Genomic DNA, 23,200 nt, shown 5'->3' with positions numbered 1-23,200 from the left:
AACTCCTTCGCGTTAGTCTACTTTCCCAGTAATATAGAAAATAGCAATTTGTGTTCGATGTTCTAGCCCTGTTTTTCCAAGAATTGAAGTAATATAATTAGCAACTGTTCCTTCAGAAATAAAAATTTGCTTAGAAATTTCCTTATTCGAAAACCCTTTTGCAATTAGTGCCATTACATCTAACTCTCTTTGGGTAAACAAACTCGTATCTATTTTCGTATCTGTTGTACTCACATTACTTGCTAAATTCGTTCTAATTTTATCTAGTACTAAATCTTGCATGACTGTATTTCCATGATAAACACTTTTAATCGCTTCTCGAATTCGTTCTGGTTCATTATTTTTTAATAAATAGCCCTTTGCGCCATTTTTCACAGCATCAATAATGTACTCATCATCATCAAAAGTCGTTAAAATAAGTGGCTTCGTTTTAGTTTGCTCGGAAATATGCTTAGTAGCTTCTACACCATTCATATTTGGCATTCGAACATCTAAAAGCGCAACATCTACTTCATTATTTTGACAATATTTGAACGCTTCATTCCCATCATTTACGGTTTCTAATACATCAAACTCTTCATAAGAGCTCAATATGATTTTAAGACCTTCTCTAATAAATGAATTATCATCAGCAATAATTAATTTTATTTTCATTTGAATAGAGGGAGAAAATTTCTACCTCGTTTTCACATCCTTTATTCCACGAATTATATTTCCATTATATACCACTATTGACTAATTACCATGAGAAGAGAAAGATTAGCTCATTGATTTCAAAAAATAAATCCATTCATTACATAAGTTTATTGCTTTAAAACGATTAGCTTTCCGTATTCATTAATAAAAAGGTAAAGAAAAACACATGAACTCTACATTTGTGATAAATTTCACAATTTATTCAATTGTTGAAGTAAAATTTCTCGAAATATTTAGTAAAATTCAATTGAGCGCTCTGTTAAATTTTACTAAAAAATATTTACCCTTTAACTTATTTGTATATACTTCTAACTTTTTCAAAAAAATTACAAATAAGTTAACACATTAATTAACGCCGGCAAAATGAAAAGGTAAACTTTTCCCCTTATTAAGTTAGTAAATAGTAAACATTACAAGTCTTTTTACAGGAGAAAAATAAGTTCATGAAAAAATTTAATACGATAAAAATACTCATTATATTTATATTGGTATTTTTAACTAGTGGTTGTAATTCCCCAAATAAGACATTTTTATTGAGAGGTACATTTTTATGCAAAGAACTGCCTTTTGAATCAATCGTCTTTGATCCAGAAAATGATTATACATTTTATTATTATTACGAAGATTTACAAGGTAATGGAAAATTAGATAAAGGAACCTATTTAAGAAAAACAGAATCCCAATATATTATACAAAGTTCGATTTTTAATAAAGTAGAAATCACTTATAAAAATAGTGGATTCAAGATTATGAGAAATGAAAAGACTTATTATTTTAAACAGATTGATGCAAACCCATATATCCAAACAAATTATGAAAGTAGGGAGTTTGATTGTGAAAAAAATAGTAAGTTTACTAGTCTTTTTAAGCATCTTAATATCTTCAACTTCAATTAATGCACAAGAAATTCCAACTGATGAGACAAGCCAAGAAGCTTTTGTAATACCTGTACCTCAAGAAGAAATTGATAGAGAAGAACAACTGCAATTAAAACAACAAAATAATAAAGCAAGAACTCCATTGTATGAATATAAAAATGAACTAGCGGGAACTCAAACAGCAAAAAAAGTCAAAATTGGTTATGCTGCAGGTCAACCACCAAAGGGGACTATATTTCATTCACCAGGAAGTTTTTATTGGTCAGAAGGTGGAAGTAAAGTTACAGTTACAATAACCGTTGCATATGGTGCTTATTCCCTTGGGGTAACTCCGGGAACTATTAGTGGAACTGGGGTTGTAGTAAAATCTCCATATAAGGGACAAGCAGTTAAACTGTTAATTCATAAAGATATCAAAGTTAAAAAATATAAGCAATATAGAAAAGCTGTTATGGGTAGCGGAACATGGGAATATGTAGGTGACGTATATACAAAGGTACCTGTATTAAATCATTATACAGTCGTAAAAGTATAAATCATAATTAAAACTAATCTCCACAATAAAGATAAAAATATAGCTCTAAAAACTAGAATGCTCAGAAATTTGGGCTTTTTTTTTATTGATTGGTGCAATTCTGTGCAAAATCCAAAAATATCTAAAATTGCTATTTGAAATTTGAACAAAATAACTTAAATACTTAGTCACATTAATAAGACCTGGAATCATTCAAAAATTATTTTTAAAAAAATCCCCATGCATATGCAAAAGGGATTTAAAAAGTTTACTTATTTTCAATTAATACTTTACCAAATTGTACTTCATTATTTTCGAAGTAATCATGAGCGTCCTTCACTTGATCAAATGTAAAAGATTTTGGATTGATCAACGGTTTTAGCTTTCCTTCTTCAACTAAAGTAGCAATTTTATTTAAAATCGTACTATGTTCTTTACGCCCTTCCTCAGTTTTTTGAGTAAGCAGAATAAAAATTACATGTAAAGATAAAGATTTGTTATGTAAAAGTGTTAAATCATGCGTCGAACGTGCTGCGATTGCTAAAACAGTACCTTTTGGTTTAACTGCAATAAATGATTTATCTAGGTTTTCTTTGCCAACAGTATCAAAAACAAGATCAAATCCTTGCCCATCCGTTAGGCGGTTAACATATTCTTGGACGGTCTCTTCCTTGTAATTAATGACATGGTCTGCACCTAGATTTTTAACTAAATCAGCCTTTTCTTTCGATGAAACTGTTGTCGTGACAGTAGCTCCAAAAGCTTTCGCTAACTGGATAGCTAGATGACCAACACCACCTGCCCCGCCATGAATTAAAATATGATCACCTTGTTTTAAATTACCTCTTTCAAAAAGTGCCTCCCATGCAGTAATAGCTGTTAATGGTAAAGTTGCTGCTTCTTGAACTGGTAAATTCGTTGGAGCTTTAGCAATTACTGATTCTTCTATTAAAAAATAATCCGAAAGAGCACCAGTAAAAACATTTAAACCGAAAACCAAATCTCCAACTGAAAAACGTGAAACATTTTCACCAACTTCAACAACTTCACCAGAAAAATCACTATGTAAAATCATCGGAAAATTTGGATGGAACGCATTTGGTACAATCCCTTTTCTAATCTTTGTATCAATCGGATTAATACTAGTCGCAGAAACCTTAACTAAAACTTGATGACCAGATGGCTTCGGTATTGAAATTTCAACATTTTTAAACTCAGAGCTATCTCCATATTGATGAATCACAATTGCTTTCATAATAGCCTCCTATGCAAAATAGAAAATATTTTTAAGTCATTGTAGCATATATCAGATCGAAAAAAATACAATTTTGACCTCAAATTGAATCTTAAGGTTTTGATTATAATGGTTAAAAATTTATAATTTATATTGTTTTTTCACGTTGATTAAGTATAATCAATATTAATCTTTTAATCTTAATTCATGGAGGAAAATGACTATGGTAAACAAATTAGAGGAATTAAATGAGAGAAATACGTTAAACCATAGAAATATTGTAAAGTATGTAAAACACGTCTTTGATGAGTTAGACTTAAAAGTTAAAAGATTTCGCGAAGAAACAGCAATCAAGGCAGCTCATCATGCAAAACCAGATTTAGAAGAAGAAAAAGTATTTTATAACAATATTCACCATATGAAGACGTTACTAATAGACGTATTAGAACGTACTACTGAAGATCTTGAGCATGTGGGAGATAAAAACTGGAATAAAAACTTCAAAGACGGCGTAAACGCATAATTATAAATATTAACGTATTTTCTCTATAAATAGGATAGGAGGGTATTAGACCTTCCTATCCTTTTAATTATTATTACAGATCTGGCTTCAAATTTCTTACATAATTTTTCAATACAAAAAGTACACTTTCATCAATTGGAATATTTATACCAAATCCATCACTTTTTTCAAGCGAAACAAAACCATGTAGCAAACTTCTTAAACCTCTTACCGCATGAATAAGTTCAATATCAGTTAAATTATACGGCTTCAATACTTCATAGATTAAGTTCAATATCTTATTCCCAGTTAAACGATACTCATCTCCTGGTGTTTGAGACGGAGATAAGGTAGCTTTATATAAACCTGGATGAGTTCTAGCATAATCAAGATAAGCAAAAGCTAATGCAAAAATTGCCTTCTCATTATTCTTACCTTCAACTGATTCACGAAGTTTTTCATAAAGCTGTGTAATCCCATGTAATGCAACACTATTTTTTAGTTCATCCAAATTCTTAATATGATTATAAATCGATGGTGGTTGAATCGTTAGCTTCTTTGCAAGATAACTAATCGTTAAAGCCTCCCACCCTTCTGTATCAACAATTTTAATTGAAGTTCTCAGTAATTCATTAAAATTCAATCCAATTCTTGGTGACATTGCGTATACACCTCCACTTACTGCTTTTTAAGGGCACGATCAATTGCTTCTTGTGGATTGCTTAACATCGTACCATGACCGACTGCTAATAATGTAGGTTTTAATTCACTAATTTTCTTAGCACTATTTAGCGCAGCATCTTTATTCCATGTTGCGATAGATGGAAAAGGAAATAAAATTCTTAATTGACCAGAGATCGCAATACCACCTCTTAATGAAAAAGCATCACCAGCAATAATGGCATTTGTACGTTGATCTAAAAATGCCATTGAACCAGGTGTATGACCGGGAACCTCAACTGCAATTAAAGACCCAATAGTGTCTCCTTCCTGTAATAACCGATCCGGAATAGTTTGGATATTTTTAGGAACGCCACCTTTTATAGGTGTATTTGGCTCACTAGCTTCTAAACTAGTGTCTCCTTTTAATAATTTTGAATCTCGTTTTGAAATGGAGACGACTGCATCAGGAAGCAGTGATTTTAATTGATCAAGCGATCCTACGTGGTCGCCATGAGCATGTGTTAAAACGATATTTGTAATTTTTTTACCTATATGATTAGCTGTTTCAATAATTTTAGTCGCACTAAAAGATAGTGCTGTATCAATTAATGTAAGCTCGTTTTCTTCTTCAACTAAAAAACAATTTACAGGAAAGAAATTGGGTAAAAAGCTCAACTCATAAAGATAATTATTTTTCGTAATCTTCATATTATACCCTCCTAATAATAAAAACTAAAACCTTTAGTTTTATAATACTAAAGGTATTAGTTTTTGTGAACAAAAATTCCAAATTTATGTAAAAATCGTTAAAATAACTAAAAAACCCTTCCATCCAAGATGAAAGGGCTACATTTAGATAAAATCTATAAACCTGATTTTCAGACTAAAATTATTTTCTAGATAAATCCATCTCTTTATAAGAAACAACTTTTGTTTTGTGTTTAAATTTATAACCTAGCCAAACAATTAAAAACACAGGAATTCCAATGTATGAAACAAGTACACCTTGCCAATCAATTGCATTACCAGTGAAAGCTTGCCAGTTTTGAGCTAGTACAATAAATAAACAAGCTAAAAATGCTAAGATTGGACCTAGTGGGAACCATTTTGCACGATAAGGTAAATCTTTCAAATCCTTTCCTTGAGCAACATAAGCCTTACGGAAACGGTAATGAGAAATCGCAATACCTAACCAAGCAAGGAAACCTGATAATCCTGATAAATTTAATAACCAAGTATACACTTGACCTTCACCGAAAAATGAAGATAAACAAGCAAGTGAACCAACTGCAAGTGTTACATATAAAGCATTTGTAGGAACACCATTTTTATTTACTTTTGTTAAGAATTTAGGAGCTTTTCCTTCGACTGCTAGAGTATATAACATACGAGTCGAAGCGTAAGTTCCACTATTACCTGCAGATAAAACTGAAGTTAAAATAACTGCATTCATAACAGAAGCCGCAAATGCAACACCTAATTTTTCAAACACTAGAGTAAATGGACTAACAGCCACGTCGCCTCTCATTAAATCAGGATCTGTATATGGAATTAATAAACCAATTACGATAATGGCTAAAACATAAAATAAAAGGATACGCCAGAAAATTTGACGAATTGCTTTTGGAACATTTTTTTCTGGATTTTCTGTCTCACCTGCTGCAACACCAATTAACTCTGTACCTTGGAATGAGAAACCTGCAACAATAAAGATTGATAATACACCTAAAAATCCATTATGAAACGGAGCATCTCCAACAGTAAAGTTTTTAAAACCTGCATGATGTCCACTTAAAATGCCAAAAATCATTGCAATACCAACAACTAAAAAGACAACTACAGTTACAACTTTAATTAATGAAAACCAAAACTCTGATTCACCGTAACCTTTAACTGAAAGTAAATTTAAACCTAATATAATCACTAAAAAGATTCCACTCCATAATACTGCTGGAGAATGAGGGAACCAATATTTCATCAGCATTGCTGAAGCTAATAATTCAAAAGCTAAAGTGATTGCCCAGTTATACCAATAATTCCAACCCATAGCAAAACCAAATGCTGGATCAACATAGCGAGATCCATAAGTACTAAATGAACCAGAAACTGGCAAATACGTCGCCATTTCACCTAAACTAGTCATTAAGAAATAAACCATAATACCAATTAGTCCGTAAGCTAAAACAGCTCCACCCGGACCAGCTTGACTAATTGAAGTTCCACTAGCTAAAAACAAACCTGTCCCAATTGAACCACCAATTGAAATCATCGTTAAATGTCTTGCTTTAAGGCCCCTTTTTAAAGAACCATCGTGAGTATTCGATACTACTTTATCATTTTTAGGGTTTGTTAGTCCCATCTTATTGCCTCCTCTTGATTCTTGCAATCTTATCTTTACGCGAGAATATGGGACGGTATAAAAGTGTTGTATGATGTGTATTTTACTCAGTATTTTCGTCAATATGTAAAGACTTGGAAAATCTGGTAAAATACAAAAAAACACGTGAAGCAATGTTCACGTGTTTAAGACCCAAATTATATGTGTCAAACAGCATCAACATCTCTTCAATAGCCCTCCACAAGAAATCTTGTGACAGTCCTATGCTTATTCAGCAATAGGCCCAGTAATAAATTTAAATGGTAAATTTATTACTTCGGCAGTTTCACCTTTTATTACTTTTCACAGGTACCATAAACCTCAAAGTAACGACTAATCAAAACTGCGCCTCTATCCAGACGAGATAAAGATCATATTAAATTAATTTTTATAAACTCAATATACAATCTATTAATCTAGTTTGTCAATAGGTTTTTCGACAAAAATAGACTCAACTTAAGAGATGTATCTCTTGATTTTCGCTTCAGGATACTCTTGTCTTGTACGTAGCACATATGTTTTTGTATAATAATTCTATGTAATTCAAAGGAGGAATTTTTCACATGACAATTTATAAAGCATTGACACTTGCGGGATCTGATAGTAGTGGTGGAGCTGGATTACAAGCTGATATTAAGACGTTTCAGGAACGTAATGTTTATGGCATGAGTGCAATTACAACATTAGTAGCGATGGATCCTCATAATCATTGGCATCATCAAGTATTTCCAATTGATATAGATACAATTGCAGCACAATTAGAAACAATCGTTGTTGGCGTTGGTATTCAAGCAATGAAAACAGGTATGCTAGGTTCAATTGAAATAATTGAGCTAGCTGGAAAAACAATCAAAAAACATAATATTGATCGAGTAGTTGTAGATCCAGTTATGATTTGTAAAGGAAATGACGAAGCTCTTCATCCAGAGACGAATGATGCATTAAGAGAAATTTTAGTACCACTTTCAACAGTTGTAACGCCAAATTTATTTGAGGCAGCTCAATTAGCTAAAATGCCTCCAATCTGCACTGTTGAACAAATGGAAGAAGCAGCACGCAAAATCCATGAATTAGGTGCTAAATTTGTTTTAGTTAAAGGTGGAAGCAAAATTCAGCATGAAAATGCAATAGATGTATTATTCGACGGTGAAAAAATAGAGCACTTAGAATCTGACAGAATTGAAACTACATATACTCACGGTGCAGGCTGTACTTACTCTGCAGCGATTTGTGCAGAGCTTGCTAAAGGAGCAGAACCAAGGGAAGCAATCTACACTGCAAAGAAATTCATTACGGAAGCAATTCGTCACTCATTCCCAATTAATCAATACGTTGGTCCAACAAACCACATGGCTTATCGATTACATGGTGAAGGCTGATTACAAATAATGGGGCTGTCTCATAAGTCAGATTAACTGATGAATGAGGCGCCCTTTTTTTATTGTAAAAAAGGGAATGTACAGACGCTAGTGGGGATCTCAGCTGATATGATTGATCTTTTTTATAGAAAATCAGCAGATTTTTATCAAGTTTTTATTCAGTTTTGCCAATTTTAATTGCGATTTTCAGGTTTTATTTGCAGTCCATCTGCAGCTCATTTAATCGTATTAGGATAACCTCTTTTTATTTTGAAAATAAGAAAAAGGGAAAGGTTTCCCAATCCCCTATCTTCATAATTTTCACTTAGCGATTCCCTTAATTGCCTTAATTACAGTTCTTCCTTTGAAATAAATATATCTTTCCCATTTAGCTAATAAGCCATTTCCATTTTCACCATTTTCAATCTGAATCGCGTGCTGTTTATGAAACTCAGCAACTCGTTCATTATGTTTTGTATGCAAACGCTTGTGAAGATGTAATGCATGTTTGTTTTGTCCCATCTGAATTCCCACCTCCCTTATAGTTAATACCAGCTCAAAAAATTCGCAAATAACTAGATCATAAACGTTTAATTTTTTCTATTAATTTCTACTCAACTTCCTATATACTTTTACCTTTTCAATACTTTAGAACAATAAGTAAAAATACCAAGATTTAACATTTTTTTATGTATTACATGTTATTATATATAGAAAGGGAGTTGATTTTATGAGAAAAAGTTTTTTCATATTAATGATAACATCTATGCTTCTTTCAGTAATTGGTTGTGAAAAAAATAATGAAGAAAATATTCAAGGCATTGCATATTCTAGCCTAACTAGAAATGAACAGGCTGCGTTAAGTGATAAACATGGGGTCGTTAAAAAAGAAGAATCCATACCTAATAATGCTACAATATTTAATAAAAATTATCATAAAGATAAGCTATATTCTGTTACTTTTAATGGAGATCATCCTGAAGAGAAGATCGTTATCTATATAGATACAAAGACAAACAAAAAAGTCGGCATGATTGGAGAGAATTAATTTTTTGTTACCTTAAAATTAAAGAGCAATTTTAATCGTTCAGACTGTTGACAAACGCTCGCTTTCTTCGTTGCTTCGCCTGCCTGCGGTGCTCATTACCGTGTAAAGGTAACTCCGCTCCTCACCAGGCTTCGCGCCTCGAAAGACAAGCGCTTGCAATCAGTCTGAAAATCAAGTTTTTTGTACTTTGTCTACTCACTGAAAGCAATATTAAATTTTATTGGTTTTAATAAAAATATACTAATCATTTAATCCTTTGCCATCGAGAATTTGATCAATGTATTTTTCAACTCTAGACGTACGGGTTTTTGATTGTTTTGGTTGAGAAAAATAATAAATATAAGCTCTTTGACGTCCTGGCGTTAATGCTTCAAAAGCCGTTTTTAACGTCGGGTTTTCATCTAATTTAAGTTGTAATTCTTCAGGAACTTCATAATCTGAAGTCTTTTTTAATTCTACTTGCAAACCTGCTTTTTCCACTTCAATTGCTTCTTTAATATAGTCCTTCAAAACACTTTCCATTTCAATTATTTCCTGAATATTGGTGAAACGAATCTGACGTGCTGATTGTACATTTTCTGTTTGTTGAATCAGAATGCCTTTTGGATCTTTTAACAACGCACCTTTGTGAAACAGAAGTGCACAATATTCTTTAAAACCATGAATTAAAACGATATTTTTATTATCAAGTGTGTAACAAGGATGCATCCATTTAAAATCTTCTGTCAGTTCACAGTCAATGACGATTTCCCTTAACTTATAAAATTCTTCTTGCCACTTTTTCGCTCTCAATAAAAATGCTTCAACTTTAGGATGCATATTATTATTTGTCATCGATAAACACCTCACATTAATTCTTTCAGACAACTTTTTAGCGTTTATTTAAATATAAATTAACTTAAGAATTATTATTTTAGTAAATTTTACTATACATGTTTTTATAATACCACTCGGATTAACTCATTTTTTACTTATTTTTAGCTAGTTTGATGGAGAATTAGTTCCCTCCAAAAATTTATTCTTTAAACGGATGCAAATTTCCTTCATACAAAAAAGAACAGGTCCAAGGTTTCCCTTATCACTGCTCTTCATACTCTTCTAAGTAATTAGTACTGATCCCAAGCAACAACTTCATCTAAAGTTAAACGAACTTTTTCGAAGCCTGCTTTGATTCCTTTACCAACTGAAATTAACATAACTGGTTTGAAGTTTGCTGGTACATTGAATGCTTCCACAAACTTCGCTTGATCAAATCCACCCATTGGAACTGTATCTAAACCTTTTGCTTTTGCTGCAAGCATAAATTGCATTGAAACTAATCCACCATCAACCATAGCAATTTTTGTTGCAATTTCTTCTGGTAAACCACCGTAGTTTTTCACGATTGATCCTACGTAGAAGTCTTTCACTTCCTGTGTCATCATACCTTTTTCAACTAATTCATCATAAATGCGATCAGCATTTTTGTATGCTTCTGTATCACCTAAAACAGCGATTACTGCAGAAGCATCCACAACTTGTTGTTGGTTATTAGCGATTGGTAATAATTTTTGTTTAGTATCTTGGTCCTTAATAACAAGGAATCTCCATGGCTGTAGATTTGAAGAAGATGGAGCTTGAACTGCAATTTCTAATAACTCTTTAATTTCATCATCAGACATTTGAAAGCTTGGATCGTAGTGACGAACTGATCTTCTTTCCTTTGCTACAGTAAAGAAATCCGTACTATCAAGTTCTTTTGGAGCTTCTTTACCAAAATCAATTTCGTTTACTTTATTTAAATACTCTTCTTTTTCAGATTTAACTTTAGACATTTTAATCTCTCCTTAACTAACTGTATCCTTTACAAATACAGTATATGACTTTAACTGTATAAAAGTCAACTACAGTTTATAAAAAAAATAAAATCGAAACACTTTAGTTTCGACTAAATTAGAAAAAATACTAATAATTTGATTTTCAGACTGATTGCAAGCGTTTGTCTTTCGAGGCGCGAAGCCTGGTGAGGAGCGGAGTTACCCTAGACGGTAATGAGCACCGCTCAACAGGCGAAGCAACGAAGAAAGCGAGCGTTTGGCGGGCAGTCTGAAACTAGTTTCGATCTTATTTTACCTATTTTCTTTTGGTAATAAGTCTGAAATTGTTTTCTTTGCAAGACCCTCAACAAGCCAGCTTTCCATCTCATCTTTTAAATCATATAAAGCAGATCGAGTAGATGGCGCAAAACATTCCTTACTATTTACATCTAAAAAGCCTTTTGAATATGGATCTGATCTCATCGCATCATAAACATCTTTTAAAGTAATTTCATTAGCATCTCTGGCTAAATAATATCCACCATCTCGTCCTTCTTTAGCTGAAATAATGCCTGCTTTAACTAAATTGGCAAGAATTTTTCTTAAAAAAGTAGACTGTGCCTCAAGTTTTTGAGCTAATACTGCGCTTGGACAGATTCCGTCTTGCTCTGCTAAAACTAGTAGAGATTGCAGTGCTAGTCCAAACCATTTCGTACTAGAAACCTTATCTTTCAAGATCATTCACCTCAGTTACTAGTCTAAACTATTTTTAGAAAAAGACAACCTTATCTAAATTATTAAGAGATAGGGTTATAGCGTGATGAAAGAAATTAAGCGAAATTAGAAAATCCCTACATCTTTCCTAAATTCACTCTTAATAAAGGTAATAATCATTTCTTTTGACATTTCACCATCGTAAATTTAAACGGAGGTTTATTTTCCATATTCTTATGTGGCTCAAGAATTTCGGAAACTTCGATCAATCCATAGTTTCCAAACTCTTGTTTGATCGAGTCAGAATCATAAAAAAACATTTTTATCCCTTCCATTATTTCAAAGTAGTCTTTATCTAGCTGTTTGCCCTTTCCGAACATTGGTGCATCTTTTGAAATCGTAGTAAATACCATATAGCCATTCGGCTTTAACTGATTATAGCAATCTTTAATAAACTTCTCTCTCTCATGTTTATTCAATAAGTGAATCAGTGCGTAACAAAATATGCCGTCGTACAGCTTTTGATCAAAAGGCATGTCGGTTACTGAACCATGAAAAATAGTAAAATCAATCCCATTTTGCCTTGCCAATTCAATCGCTGTTTTCGATATTTCAATACCTGTTACGGTTATTCCATTTTCAGTAAAAATCTTTGCGTTTCTACCATATCCAATCCCTGGAATCAATACATCCTTAACATTCTTTTCAAGGAAATAGTCCTTTGTTAAAATTGCGGAGTCAGAAGGTTCATATCCCCACATCGCTTGATTATCTATAAAACTCGATTCCCAAAATTCTGTCATATGTAAATCCCCTTTCAAAAATCATTCCACTTGAGCTATATTATTGTGTTCAAAAAAAGAAAGACCAAAGGTCTTTCTTTTTTATTTCTACTTATGACGCATTGCTCTTAGCTATTTCTTTATCTGATAAACGCTCGTTACCCATTAAGAAAATTGAAATCAATGCTAATCCTACAGGAACTAATGTCCAAAGGAATGTATGGGCAATTGATGTTGAAAACACGTCAGTAATTTTTGTCAGTATTGGCGCAGGAATCAATTTGGCAGCTTCAGGAGTAAAGGCTTGATTAATATTAGAGAAATTCTGAGGTGCGCCACTTTTTGCAAATGCATCAGCAATTTTATCTGTAAATACATTTCGTTGAATAACACCAAAAACCGTAATACCTACTGTCATGCCAAGTGCACGAAGGAATGCGTTAGTTGAACTTGCTGAACCACGATTTTCATTATCAAAATGATGCATCGCAGACATACCAAGAACTGAAAATGATGCCCCTACACCAAATCCAACAATAATCATATAAACGATCACTTGGAATTTAGACGTATCAGGTGTTAAAGTACCTAGACAAATAATACCTGCTAATAAAAGTACAACCGATCCAATCATGATATTACGATAACTAGTTTTATTTGCTAAAGTTCCACCAAATGCGGCAGAAATACTTACACTCACCATCATTGGTAATAAAACTAAACCTGAATTCGTAGCTGTTCCACCTTGAACAAACTGGATAAAGATTGGTATATAAATTGTTGCAGCGATGAATGCCGCTCCATAAAATAAGCCAACAAAGTTACTTGCAGCAAAAAGACGATATTTAAACATGCTAAACGAAATAATCGGTTCAGTTGCTTTACGTTCAATAAATAAAAAGACAATTAGGAAAACAGCAAATCCAGCAAATAAACCTAAAATTTGAACTGAATCCCAAGCATATTCTTTTCCACCTAGCTCAAGTGCAAACATTAAACAGACGATACTAATAATAAATGTTGTAGCACCCCACCAGTCGATTTGTTGCTTTGTGTGGTTTTTTGACTCGACATAAAAATAACTAATTAGTCCCAGTGTTAAAAGTCCAAAAGGAATATTAATATAGAAAATATATCTCCAGTTAATATAATCCGTAATATAAGCACCAATTAAAGGTCCAAGAACACTTGATAACCCAAACACAGCACCAAAAACACCACTCATTTTACCACGCTTTTCAACAGGAAACACATCCCAAATAATTGAAAAAGCAATTGGCATTAACGCACTTCCACCTATACCTTGAATTGCACGGTAAATACTAAGCTGAATAATAGAAGTCGCTGTTCCACAAAGAACTGAACCTAAAATGAATAATATAATACCTAACATAAAAAATCTTTTTCTACCGTACATATCAGAAAGTTTACCGAAAATTGGCATACCAGCCATTTCTGTAACTAAGTAAGCCGAAGTTACCCAAACAAATTTATCATAGCCGCCTAAATCCTTTAAAATTGTAGGCATCGCGGTAGAAACGATTGTGTTATCAAGGGAAGCGAAAAATATCCCAAGCAATAACGCAATCATAACAGGAACCAATTTAGTTTCCCTTTTTTGCATGACCATCTCTCCTTTAACATTTCAAGCATAAAATTTAACTTCAATTTTGTATTCATGGCCTAACTTAAGTATCTGACTGCTAAAAAAACGGGCGCTTAGCCTGATGACGAGCTAAAGTAACCTTTGGCGATCATTAGAACAGCAGTCAAAATCAGTCTTTATTAATGTATAAAATAGCATTACTTAATAGACCTAAACCTATTCCAATTCCAAAACCAAGAAATCCTCCTACGATTAAATGTGATGTAAAATAACCTACACCTAAACCAATCGTTAATCCTAAAATTACAAAAGCAGCATAAAAAATTCCTACAGCTTCCTCATGTCTCATACTATATAATCATTCCTTCCATACAATTTAACTTCACATAAAGTATGAATGTCTCCATAAATACTTTAATTAATTTAAAGTTAATATAACATTGTTTCGTTACTTAGACAATATAAAATTTTAAATTTATTGTTTTATTTTTATTAAAAACAGTACTTTATCTGTAAAATATACTACTAGTTCATTAACTTTATTGTATAAAAAGGAATATAACAACGTTACGCATAATAACAATCAATAAAAAACAAAACATTGTTGTGTTGAATTGAATTTATAGAATAAACTTCATTGCTAAGAACCAGACCATTCGTTCCAAAAACATTCAACTAGTCGACACCTTGCTCATTATCATTTTATAACAAAGACCGAGTGCACTTATTAAGAAAAGCCAAGCCGCTAAATGAAACATAAATTGAATGTCAATTGATTCAAGTAAAGTTCCTACACCTATAATACAAATAGCTGTTACAAAAGATGTCCAAAATAAGTAACTTCTATAAAAATCAGATGAAGCGTTCATAAATAATTTCTTTTCAGCGATCTTGAATAACGCAGTAAATCCTCCAAATAAAACTTGCCCAATATAGACAATCTTTATATTATCGATCAAAGGCAGTGAAAAAAACAATAAACAGCAAAATAATGAATGAAATATCATTAATAAAAATGGTGAAACGCGGTCAACGAATCGACCACCAAAGTATACGACCACACTCAAACTTAATGAAAAGAGTCCATATAATAAACTAAATACATCATACGCATCTCCTATATTCCTTAAGAAGAGGACATAATATGGAAATACTAAAGAGCTACTAAACCCAATAATACTAAGTAATGCGATTAAAAAACGGTTCATAGGACTACTCCCCATAATTTTCATAAAAAGTATTCATAAATACACCATTTGGATCAAACTCTCTTTTCTTATTGAAAAAATCTTGCGTTTTTGGATATGCTGTTACCATTTGTTGCTTCGACTGATATGGATAATAAGGTAAATAATAGGTACCGCGATGCTCCAACGTTATATCAGTCCACTTTTGAATTACCTCTTTTGCATATTGAACAGAATCTTTATCTTTACCATGTTGAATCAAAACAACGAATGCAAACATATCATCTTTCGCATAATTCATGACTGTTTCATCATCTTTTTCAACGTAACGGATCGTAATATTTAATATATTTAAATTTTCATATTGTAAATAGTCTCTAACATCATCAATGTAATGAACAAATTCATTTACAGGTACAAAAAATTCCTGTAAAACTTGTGTATCTTGACGGTCATCGAATTCCATAAACTTACTTTCAGAACGCATGACATTATTACGAGTTTCATAGTTTCCATTTAAGGAGTGAATAAAGCGATATTGAAAATCCCAAAAGAGATCCTTACCAATATCCGAAGTTCTGGACATACCTAGTGCCAACTTCGGTAAAAAAGCGGAATGATCATCCTTCAGCTCTTGATCTGAATCGGACATTTTACGGGAAGTTGCCATATAATTAATTGCATAAACCTTATCTAAAAAGCTATCTGGTGCTACAGAAATTCTAGCAATATGCATTCTTGCATTTTCGTTTTCTAAAACGTTCTTGTTAAAATAATTTGGATATTTCTTATAGTCCATCGTTTTTGTTTCTATTCGATATAATTCATTATCTGTTAGTTGAAACTCTACTTCTAAAATAATTCCAAATAATCCATATCCACCTAATACATAAGGGAATAATTCTTTATTCTCTGTGCGGCTTACTTTCATTACTTTCCCTTCAGGTGTTAATAATGTAAACCAATTAACTGTACTAGCTAATGAGTGATTCCGAATATCACGACCGTGTGCGTTCACACTTAATGAACCGCCTACTGAGAAAATCTCTTGTGACTGAGTTACCTTTAATGCAAGATGATAAGGATTAATCGCTTTTTGTATATCTCCCCATGTTGCACCACTTTGAACAATCACTGTCTTCTCAACGGGATCCACTTTTTCAACCTTATTAAATGTTTTTAAATCGATCACCACACCATCTTTATAATATGTATGACCACCTTGACTATGTCGCTCGCCTGCAATTGAAACTGTCTTCCCTTGTTTTTTTGCATCGATTACAATTTTCTTTAATTGATCTACTTCCTTTCCTTTGACAATCCGATCAATTTTAGTAGGAAGAAGATGGCCAACATCATCAATTACTCCATGCCTTAATGGTGCAGGTTTGTTCCACAGCGTATGTAAAACTGTAACAAACACGGTTAAGAGGAGTATTCCTACAAATATTCGTTTCCTCAAGTTCTTTTCCTCCCAGTAGAAAAAATAAATTTAAGCGTTAAAAAAAGACGTGCTTACACTAATGTATACACGTCTTCATTTAAAAATAATGTACAAATATTTATTAACTAAACCAACCAATCATTCGATTAACGTCTTTTTCATCTAAATGTCTTACCTGATAAGTACGACCAAATTGGCTTGAAAGAATCGTAATGTAGATCGATTTTAGTTTTACCCTTTTTTGAAGGAAACTTTGTTCACCGATCAATACTTGTATTCGCTCTTTTGGTAAAATCGCAGTTGTTCTTGAGAAATAACCAGACTGAATGATCACAGTTCGATCTAATAATGTATAGCCTGCATTTCTAAATCCTAATTCCCCAATAAATATACCGATTAAAACAATGCCATAAGCCCAGAAATGAACAAATGGAAGTAATACAATTCCACTTGCTATTAGAAGAAAAGTAATAATCATTCTTGAATAATATGTTTTTCGAGCTCTTTTTGGTGCTCGGTTTGATATTTCATCATAGTTAATAGAAGGAATAAAATTTTTTAGGAATAAGTGCACATCCTTCGTTTTAATAAATGGATGAAGTACATGTCTACCTTGTTCCTGCTTATCTCCCATGCCAACAGCTTCGACGTAAACTGTAGAATAGCCAAATAATTGACGAAGGATCCCTTCTTTTACAACTACTCCTTGAATTCGTTTTAAAGACACCGTAAATTCATTTTTTTCGAATAACCCTCTTGTAATAATAATTCGATCATCTCTTCTTTGGACAGTAAAGTTTGCAAATTTTAATATGTATCGAATGGTTGAAAAAATTAGGGAAAGTAATAAACTAGCTAAAAATACAATAAAAAACATCATGTAAGTGAATGTTTGTATTTGATTATATATTGCCACATAAATACTATGCGGGAGTAAATCCTCAATTTGAGAAAATAATGATGCTAAAACGGCAAAAGCTAGTCCAACTTCAAAGGAAGTGATTCCAGCTAAGAAAAGTTTTCTCGTTTCAATTGTTAAACTTATATCGACTAATGGCACTGCTTGTACACTATTTTCCTCAGCTACACCCAAACCTACTTTTTTCTTTCTAGAGTTTAATACTTCATTTTTTAATGAAAGTGCCACTTCCTTAGGTATTGCATTTAATATACCTTCAGCTTTTTTTCCACCAGCTGTTTCAATTCGTACGCTCACCACATTAAAAAACTGTTGAATAAATCCAGCATTAATTGAAAAAGACTGAATACGTTCTTTTTGAATAAATGTATTTTCGATTACAAATAATCCCGAACGAATTCTAAATTCATCTTCAGTTATATAGTAAGTAAATCGATACCATTTTATAATTGCTGAAGCAACTGGAAAAACAATCAGAACAGCAGCAAACAAATATTGAAACATAGACCCTTTACCACCTGAAACTAAAAGTATAATTAGTGGTATTAGTACGTTTTTAATTTGTTCTAAAAATACGGTAAGTATATAAGCTGGATGTTGTCTTTTTGGCTCATACATCTTCATCACTTATCCTTGCTAAGTAGATAATTTTATCTCTAAGCTTCTCAGCGATATGGTGTTCTAAGCCTTCAATTTCATGTGTGGTGGCTGCCGTGGAAATATTCACTGTAGATAAACCGTATCGACGCAGTATTGGTCCTACTTCTGTCGTAACGTGTTGAACTCTGACCATAGGAATTACAATTCGTTTAATAACAAATATTCCTTTTTGGATTTCTAACTCATTTTCATAAATCTCATATGCGGTATATTTCAATTTAAGTGTTGGTAAAAATAAAGTTAAAAAAATAATTAACGCTATAACGACACCTATAATAATCATCAGAATAAAGAAGGGAAGTGAAAAATATCTCATAAGAAAATAACAGATAATTGGTAATGCAACTAAAGAGATACTACTTAATAGTGATGTTATTCTCCATACTGACCTCATTTTAGGTGATGGTCTTTGTGATGGATTTGGTCTCATTTAATCACCTTTTCTATCTCATTAATCTATCACTTACTATATCATACCATGAGACAAACTATTCACAAACCTCCTATTTATCGACAAAGTTAAAAAAAGGTAATTTTCCCCATGGTAAAAGAAAAAATTAATCATTTAACTAAGCAATTTCATGATAGATAGAATATCTTAAAGCTGATCAATAAAAAAAGGTTTTCTCATAAAGTCTAAAGACTTATGAGAAAACCGCATTCACTCGTTATAAATAGTCTCAGATTCTCTAAAATTTACAATTACTTTAGCTTGTCCTTCTACAAGCTTAGCAAATTCATCCATTGTAGTGTCATATTTAATATAGATTCTAGGTAAAAGATAGACTTCATTCTTTGTACCTTTTTCTACAAAATATTTCGGATCTGTCGCTACTGCAAAAGTATAGTACTTTTTTGTTTCCTCAATAACTTTATCATTATGATAACCATAAGGATACGAGAGAGCGATCACAGCTTTTCCAGTAATTGATTGGATCTTATCTTTTGAATCTTTTAATTCATGCTTGTAGTCATCTATCTTCCTTAAATCTGGATGGGTTGCAGTGTGCGATTGGATTGAAAACATCCCTGAATCAGACATCTTTTTTAACTCCGCACTTGAAAGACGATCCGGCCATCCAATATAGTCGGATATCGCAAATATAGTTGCTTTTGGTGTAAACGTATCCGATTTCAATTTTTGAAAGATTTTTAATACATTTAAGTTATTTTTATAACCGTCATCAATCGTAATAAAAATCGGTTTCTTTACTTTATTACGGTCTCCCCATTGTTCAAACGTTAAAAGCGTAAAGCCATGATCACGTAAATAAATTATTTGTTTTTCGAAATTCTCTGGTGAAACAAATAAATCCCTTACTCCATGACCCGTAAACTCATCAATATTATGATAAATTAAAATTGGAATTTTGTCTGCAGCATGTGTCTTTTCTGGCAACTGTATCCACAAAAATAGACATAGAAAAAATAAAGTTATTTTTCGCATAAAAATCCTCCCTTTATCTTTTTCTATTAGTGTTCCAAATTCAGTCCCTTGTATAATTAATTCTCTTACAAAATAAAAAAGACTCGTAAACAACCGAGTCCTCATCCATTTATTGTGATAATGTCAACATCTTGATTATAGCAGTACTTAAGATTTTAACGCCGTTTGACAGAGAATCTAGATTAAAGCTCATATTCGGGTGATGCAGGCCTGGCTCCAAATCTGTTCCTAAGCCAACCATTGTTGTTTGTATATGAGGGAAGTTTGTTTTGTAAAAATGAAAGTCCTCTCCTCCAGGAGTAATAACCGCTGGTGCCAAACCTTCAACTCCCATCGCTTCCACGATTGCCGCTTTTATAACCTCTTCCATAAGGGGACTCTTTTCTGCAGCTACCATTTCTGCAATGGTTTCCATAGAAACTTCTGCATGATTAGCCGTTCCAGCTGCAAAAACCGCATGTTCAATATCTTTAATTAGCTCTTTCATTATATCATTTCGTTCTGCTCGAACATCAATTCCGAACTCAGCATAGTCTGGGATGATATTTACATTATCTCCACCGGCCTTAACCATAGTCAGCTTTGCAGATGCAGAAACAGATGGGTCTACCTTTATCGCATTGACTGCTTGAATGATTGCTCCAAGTGAATCGACTACATTTATACCAAGATTGGGTCTAGCACCGTGAGCCTGTAGTCCTTTAATGTTCCCTTTTAATAAAGTAGTAGCCCCATGATAGATAGCAGGTGCCGCTTCTCCAAATTTCAATTCTTGAATAGGACGTACATGAAGACCGAGTAAGAGTTTCACGTCATTTAGAACACCTCTTTCAATTATTGCTTTGGCACCTTTCCCTGTTTCCTCTGCTGGTTGAAAGATTATTTTTATCAATCCTTTAGGTTCATAACCAATTTCCTTCAAACAAGTAATGGCATAAAGGACCATGGTCATATGAGCATCATGTCCACAAGAATGATTCGCTTTCCATTCTCCATCCACTAGCTGCCACAAAGCATCCATATCTGATCTAATCCCGATTGTTGGTCCTTCATTTTTATTTCCCCAGTATCCAACGACACCCGTTATGTCCTCGAATGTTTCGTATGGAATATCCAATTTTTCTAATTGTTTACATAAGAACTTAGTTGTCTCAACCTCTTTCCAACTAATTTCAGCATGATTATGAAGGTAATGATAAGTAGTTTTTATGGATTCTTCATGCTTAGAAACCCATGTATTAATCTTATTCATAATTAGCCAATCTCCCTTTTGCAATTTATTCTGGTAAATGTGAGGTTACAAAATCTAGAATGGCTTCTAACCTTTCAATTCGTAGCGTCGGTTTTCCTGTTTGAAGGAGTGCGTGGCTTGAGTTCGGTATCCGAGTAAATTGAACCTCTCCTCCCCTACGCTTTATTTGTGAGTAAAACTGTTCAGCCTGTTCTATAGGACATCTTAAATCGCTCTCATTATGAAGAAGCAAAAGTGGCGTATTCACATTTTCCACATAAGCAAGTGGTGAGCGTTTCCAAAGTGATTCTACATCCGTTTTCCCAAAAAACTCTACTTCAAGAAATTCAGGGGCAATATCACTAGTACCATACATTGACACCCAGTTAGAAATACAGCCTTCTGATACGGCAGCAAAAAATTGATCCGTATTTGTAACTAGCCAATTGACCATAAATCCACCATAACTAATCCCATTGACTGCCACCTTGTTTTTATCAAGAAAATCAAAACGACGTAAGGCCTCGTTTAACCCATTTAAAAGGTCATTCATATCCTTCCCGCCATAATCACCACACACAGCATTCGTAAAATCTGTACCAAACCCAGATGTCCCTCGTGGATTAAGGTAGACAACAGCAAAACCCTTTGCAGAAAATAGTTGCATTTGATGAAAATAAGTATAGCCAAACGAGGAATGGGGACCACCATGAATATCTAATAATACGGGGTATTTTTTCCCTTCTTCAAAATTAGCTGGCTTAAGAACAAATCCTTGAATCTGCCAATCATCCTCTGAAAGATACGAAAAGACTGCTGGTTTAACAACCTTTACCTCAGATAATAAGGCATCATTACAGTGATCTAATCGTACTTCGTTTGTTGAAAGGGAAGGTGCTTCTGGAATAGAAAACTCTTCTGATGGTTCTCTTTTTTTATAATGATTTCCTGTATCTTTCTCAACATTAACCACAGCAATTTTTCCAGGGTGTTTAACAGACGAATAGGCTACAACAAATGTTTGATCCCCATTGTAAGAGAAATGAAAAATAGTTCTGTCCCCGCCAACTACAATCAGCCCTCTTCCATCTGAATCTTCCACAGCAAATCGGACAATTTCATTTCTACCTTCACGAGTTCCGAGGCAAAAAACGTACTTTCCATTTTGGGACCACTCAGGTTTTAAAGGACTTTTCAAAAAGCGCATATCAGTAAAAATCATATCATTTAGCGTATCATGATATTGTTTGCTTAAACATCTTGCATCTCCTCCATCAGCTGGAATAAGAAATAATTGAATTTGATTATGACGGTATGAAAAAAACGCAATCCATTTTCCATCAGGTGAATACGATGGCGAATGCGCATTTGCTTCAGGATACACTAACTTTTCTTCTCCACCATGAGTAGGTATAGAGTAGATTCTTCCCCCATAAAGACCACTCTCTCCATCATTAAAGGAAGTAAAAGAAATATATTTTCCATTCGGTGAGATAGCAGGATTTGATAGATGATTTTGCCTATTCGTTAATTGTTTGAACTCACCAGTTTTAACATTTATCGAAACAAGTTGGCGAATGAATTGCGTTTGTAATCCAATCCCATCATTTTTGTAATAAAGCTTATTGAAATGTTTTGAACCTTCTAGCCATAGCTTTTTTCGACCATTGATTTCATCACTGGCTTCCGCTTCACTTATATTTTCATCAAACACTTCTACTTCTCCGTCTTGCGCTACTGGCACTAAACCATAAATTAGATCACTATTTGGTGACCAAACAATTGAGCTAATGCCATGTTTAAATTTAGTTAGACAGGTCTCCTGCCTACTGTCTAACGATAAAACCCAAATTTGCGAACCATAACTACAATTAGATAGATATGCAATGGAGTTTTCTTTTGGCGACCATATAGGATAAGTATTACTTGTTCCGTTCGTCGTTAGTTGCTCATCCGTTTTTCCTTCTATATTAGATAAGAACAAATGGGATTCATAGTCATTTTCATTCTGACGTGCTTTCGTTTTTTCATAGATTACATGTTTCCCATCAGGTGAAATTACAGGATTACTTGGCCATTCAAATCGATAAATATCTTCAGGTATAGTTAGTCTTAAACTCATTTATATCTCCTCCAAAATGAAG

24 protein-coding genes and 1 riboswitch are annotated in these 23,200 nt (G+C 33.1%); of the genes, 5 read left to right on the top strand and 19 right to left on the bottom strand.

Features of this window, described 5'->3' with window-relative positions; translation table 11 throughout:
• Positions 1-12: 12 nt before the first annotated feature.
• Positions 13-654, bottom strand: coding sequence for a response regulator transcription factor (locus AN960_RS20285; protein ID WP_056475478.1), 642 nt, complete (start codon positions 652-654; stop codon positions 13-15).
• Between the two features lie 485 nt (positions 655-1,139).
• Between AN960_RS20285 and AN960_RS20280 the strand changes: the two genes are divergently transcribed.
• Both AN960_RS20280 and AN960_RS20275 read left to right on the top strand, forming a co-directional pair.
• On the top strand, positions 1,140-1,592 hold the full coding sequence (locus tag AN960_RS20280) for a hypothetical protein (RefSeq protein WP_056475475.1): 453 nt from the start codon (positions 1,140-1,142) through the stop codon (positions 1,590-1,592).
• Positions 1,531-2,109 carry a hypothetical protein gene (locus tag AN960_RS20275; RefSeq protein ID WP_056475472.1) on the top strand — a complete coding sequence of 193 codons (579 nt, stop codon included), beginning with the start codon at positions 1,531-1,533 and terminating at the stop codon, positions 2,107-2,109. Before AN960_RS20280 ends, AN960_RS20275 begins: the two co-directional genes overlap by 62 nt.
• A 247-nt stretch (positions 2,110-2,356) precedes the next feature.
• Here the strand turns inward: AN960_RS20275 and AN960_RS20270 are convergent, their stop codons facing one another.
• Positions 2,357-3,343 (bottom strand): zinc-dependent alcohol dehydrogenase family protein, encoded by a 987-nt coding sequence (locus AN960_RS20270; protein WP_056475470.1) that lies wholly within the window; start codon positions 3,341-3,343, stop codon positions 2,357-2,359.
• Between the two features lie 202 nt (positions 3,344-3,545).
• Here AN960_RS20270 and AN960_RS20265 point away from each other — a divergent pair, with 202 nt between their 5' ends.
• On the top strand, positions 3,546-3,845 hold the full coding sequence (locus AN960_RS20265; RefSeq protein WP_056475467.1) for a hypothetical protein: 300 nt from the start codon (positions 3,546-3,548) through the stop codon (positions 3,843-3,845).
• Positions 3,846-3,918: 73 nt separating this feature from the next.
• On the opposite strand, the gene AN960_RS20260 is transcribed toward AN960_RS20265, so the two are convergent.
• The 3 genes from AN960_RS20260 to AN960_RS20250 form a co-directional block, all read right to left on the bottom strand.
• Positions 3,919-4,485, bottom strand: a complete 567-nt coding sequence (locus AN960_RS20260) for a TetR/AcrR family transcriptional regulator (protein WP_056475464.1) — start codon at positions 4,483-4,485, stop codon at positions 3,919-3,921.
• Positions 4,486-4,502: 17 nt separating this feature from the next.
• Positions 4,503-5,195 (bottom strand): MBL fold metallo-hydrolase, encoded by a 693-nt coding sequence (locus AN960_RS20255; protein ID WP_056475463.1) that lies wholly within the window; start codon positions 5,193-5,195, stop codon positions 4,503-4,505.
• 181 nt (positions 5,196-5,376) lie between these two features.
• Complete coding sequence (locus tag AN960_RS20250; RefSeq protein ID WP_056475460.1) at positions 5,377-6,846, bottom strand: amino acid permease; 1,470 nt, start codon at positions 6,844-6,846, stop codon at positions 5,377-5,379.
• 202 nt (positions 6,847-7,048) lie between these two features.
• Positions 7,049-7,226: riboswitch (Lysine riboswitch) on the bottom strand.
• A 201-nt stretch (positions 7,227-7,427) separates the two neighbouring features.
• Here AN960_RS20250 and pdxK point away from each other — a divergent pair.
• The gene (pdxK, locus tag AN960_RS20245) at positions 7,428-8,243 is read left to right on the top strand and encodes a pyridoxine/pyridoxal/pyridoxamine kinase (RefSeq protein WP_056475458.1); all 816 of its coding nucleotides are present in this window, start codon (positions 7,428-7,430) and stop codon (positions 8,241-8,243) included.
• A gap of 300 nt (positions 8,244-8,543) precedes the next feature.
• On the opposite strand, the gene AN960_RS20240 is transcribed toward pdxK, so the two are convergent.
• Positions 8,544-8,744 (bottom strand): hypothetical protein, encoded by a 201-nt coding sequence (locus AN960_RS20240; RefSeq protein WP_056475456.1) that lies wholly within the window; start codon positions 8,742-8,744, stop codon positions 8,544-8,546.
• Between the two features lie 208 nt (positions 8,745-8,952).
• Here AN960_RS20240 and AN960_RS20235 point away from each other — a divergent pair, with 208 nt between their 5' ends.
• Entirely contained in the window at positions 8,953-9,270 is a 318-nt protein-coding gene (locus AN960_RS20235) for a hypothetical protein (RefSeq protein WP_056475453.1), read from the top strand.
• A gap of 240 nt (positions 9,271-9,510) precedes the next feature.
• On the opposite strand, the gene AN960_RS20230 is transcribed toward AN960_RS20235, so the two are convergent.
• The 13 genes from AN960_RS20230 to AN960_RS20170 form a co-directional block, all read right to left on the bottom strand.
• Positions 9,511-10,104, bottom strand: a complete 594-nt coding sequence (locus AN960_RS20230) for a YdeI/OmpD-associated family protein (protein WP_056475450.1) — start codon at positions 10,102-10,104, stop codon at positions 9,511-9,513.
• 272 nt (positions 10,105-10,376) lie between these two features.
• Positions 10,377-11,084 carry a nitroreductase family protein gene (locus AN960_RS20225; protein ID WP_056475447.1) on the bottom strand — a complete coding sequence of 236 codons (708 nt, stop codon included), beginning with the start codon at positions 11,082-11,084 and terminating at the stop codon, positions 10,377-10,379.
• Positions 11,085-11,378: 294 nt separating this feature from the next.
• The gene (locus AN960_RS20220) at positions 11,379-11,801 is read right to left on the bottom strand and encodes an RrF2 family transcriptional regulator (protein ID WP_056475444.1); all 423 of its coding nucleotides are present in this window, start codon (positions 11,799-11,801) and stop codon (positions 11,379-11,381) included.
• Between the two features lie 155 nt (positions 11,802-11,956).
• Positions 11,957-12,583 carry a class I SAM-dependent methyltransferase gene (locus AN960_RS20215; protein ID WP_056475441.1) on the bottom strand — a complete coding sequence of 209 codons (627 nt, stop codon included), beginning with the start codon at positions 12,581-12,583 and terminating at the stop codon, positions 11,957-11,959.
• Positions 12,584-12,674: 91 nt separating this feature from the next.
• Positions 12,675-14,186, bottom strand: coding sequence for an MDR family MFS transporter (locus tag AN960_RS20210; protein WP_056475439.1), 1,512 nt, complete (start codon positions 14,184-14,186; stop codon positions 12,675-12,677).
• Between the two features lie 151 nt (positions 14,187-14,337).
• A complete protein-coding gene (locus tag AN960_RS20205; RefSeq protein ID WP_056475436.1) occupies positions 14,338-14,517 on the bottom strand; it encodes a hypothetical protein in 180 nt (59 codons plus the stop codon).
• A 322-nt stretch (positions 14,518-14,839) separates the two neighbouring features.
• Positions 14,840-15,376, bottom strand: a complete 537-nt coding sequence (locus AN960_RS20200) for an MFS transporter (RefSeq protein ID WP_056475434.1) — start codon at positions 15,374-15,376, stop codon at positions 14,840-14,842.
• A gap of 4 nt (positions 15,377-15,380) precedes the next feature.
• Positions 15,381-16,817: an FAD-binding oxidoreductase gene (locus AN960_RS20195; protein WP_056475431.1), complete on the bottom strand. Its 1,437-nt coding sequence runs from the start codon at positions 16,815-16,817 to the stop codon at positions 15,381-15,383.
• A gap of 103 nt (positions 16,818-16,920) precedes the next feature.
• Positions 16,921-18,342 (bottom strand): PH domain-containing protein, encoded by a 1,422-nt coding sequence (locus tag AN960_RS20190; protein ID WP_082459608.1) that lies wholly within the window; start codon positions 18,340-18,342, stop codon positions 16,921-16,923.
• Positions 18,329-18,808, bottom strand: coding sequence for a PH domain-containing protein (locus tag AN960_RS20185; protein WP_056475425.1), 480 nt, complete (start codon positions 18,806-18,808; stop codon positions 18,329-18,331). Before AN960_RS20185 ends, AN960_RS20190 begins: the two co-directional genes overlap by 14 nt.
• A gap of 231 nt (positions 18,809-19,039) precedes the next feature.
• Complete coding sequence (locus AN960_RS20180) at positions 19,040-19,825, bottom strand: polysaccharide deacetylase family protein (protein WP_056475422.1); 786 nt, start codon at positions 19,823-19,825, stop codon at positions 19,040-19,042.
• Positions 19,826-19,934: 109 nt separating this feature from the next.
• Positions 19,935-21,077, bottom strand: a complete 1,143-nt coding sequence (locus tag AN960_RS20175) for a M20 peptidase aminoacylase family protein (RefSeq protein ID WP_056475418.1) — start codon at positions 21,075-21,077, stop codon at positions 19,935-19,937.
• Between the two features lie 25 nt (positions 21,078-21,102).
• Positions 21,103-23,178 carry a S9 family peptidase gene (locus tag AN960_RS20170; protein ID WP_056475415.1) on the bottom strand — a complete coding sequence of 692 codons (2,076 nt, stop codon included), beginning with the start codon at positions 23,176-23,178 and terminating at the stop codon, positions 21,103-21,105.
• Positions 23,179-23,200 lie beyond the last annotated feature (22 nt).

The organism is Bacillus sp. FJAT-25509, assembly GCF_001420605.1.
In the GTDB taxonomy this organism is placed as follows: Bacteria; Bacillota; Bacilli; order Bacillales; family Bacillaceae_G; genus Gottfriedia.
This window is presented reverse-complemented; position numbering and strand designations above follow the sequence as displayed.

Coding starts and splice junctions, on each gene's coding strand:
- AN960_RS20250 (WP_056475460.1), bottom strand. CDS start 6,846: ATGGGACTAACAAACCCTAAAAATGATAAAGTAGTATCGAATACTCAC.
- AN960_RS20170 (WP_056475415.1), bottom strand. CDS start 23,178: ATGAGTTTAAGACTAACTATACCTGAAGATATTTATCGATTTGAATGG.
- AN960_RS20200 (WP_056475434.1), bottom strand. CDS start 15,376: ATGAACCGTTTTTTAATCGCATTACTTAGTATTATTGGGTTTAGTAGC.
- AN960_RS20215 (WP_056475441.1), bottom strand. CDS start 12,583: ATGACAGAATTTTGGGAATCGAGTTTTATAGATAATCAAGCGATGTGG.
- AN960_RS20255 (WP_056475463.1), bottom strand. CDS start 5,195: ATGAAGATTACGAAAAATAATTATCTTTATGAGTTGAGCTTTTTACCC.
- pdxK (WP_056475458.1), top strand. CDS start 7,428: ATGACAATTTATAAAGCATTGACACTTGCGGGATCTGATAGTAGTGGT.
- AN960_RS20225 (WP_056475447.1), bottom strand. CDS start 11,084: ATGTCTAAAGTTAAATCTGAAAAAGAAGAGTATTTAAATAAAGTAAAC.
- AN960_RS20180 (WP_056475422.1), bottom strand. CDS start 19,825: ATGCGAAAAATAACTTTATTTTTTCTATGTCTATTTTTGTGGATACAG.
- AN960_RS20285 (WP_056475478.1), bottom strand. CDS start 654: ATGAAAATAAAATTAATTATTGCTGATGATAATTCATTTATTAGAGAA.
- AN960_RS20175 (WP_056475418.1), bottom strand. CDS start 21,077: ATGAATAAGATTAATACATGGGTTTCTAAGCATGAAGAATCCATAAAA.
- AN960_RS20260 (WP_056475464.1), bottom strand. CDS start 4,485: ATGTCACCAAGAATTGGATTGAATTTTAATGAATTACTGAGAACTTCA.
- AN960_RS20240 (WP_056475456.1), bottom strand. CDS start 8,744: ATGGGACAAAACAAACATGCATTACATCTTCACAAGCGTTTGCATACA.
- AN960_RS20230 (WP_056475450.1), bottom strand. CDS start 10,104: ATGACAAATAATAATATGCATCCTAAAGTTGAAGCATTTTTATTGAGA.
- AN960_RS20270 (WP_056475470.1), bottom strand. CDS start 3,343: ATGAAAGCAATTGTGATTCATCAATATGGAGATAGCTCTGAGTTTAAA.
- AN960_RS20280 (WP_056475475.1), top strand. CDS start 1,140: ATGAAAAAATTTAATACGATAAAAATACTCATTATATTTATATTGGTA.
- AN960_RS20235 (WP_056475453.1), top strand. CDS start 8,953: ATGAGAAAAAGTTTTTTCATATTAATGATAACATCTATGCTTCTTTCA.
- AN960_RS20190 (WP_082459608.1), bottom strand. CDS start 18,342: ATGAAGATGTATGAGCCAAAAAGACAACATCCAGCTTATATACTTACC.
- AN960_RS20205 (WP_056475436.1), bottom strand. CDS start 14,517: ATGAGACATGAGGAAGCTGTAGGAATTTTTTATGCTGCTTTTGTAATT.
- AN960_RS20210 (WP_056475439.1), bottom strand. CDS start 14,186: ATGCAAAAAAGGGAAACTAAATTGGTTCCTGTTATGATTGCGTTATTG.
- AN960_RS20185 (WP_056475425.1), bottom strand. CDS start 18,808: ATGAGACCAAATCCATCACAAAGACCATCACCTAAAATGAGGTCAGTA.
- AN960_RS20265 (WP_056475467.1), top strand. CDS start 3,546: ATGGTAAACAAATTAGAGGAATTAAATGAGAGAAATACGTTAAACCAT.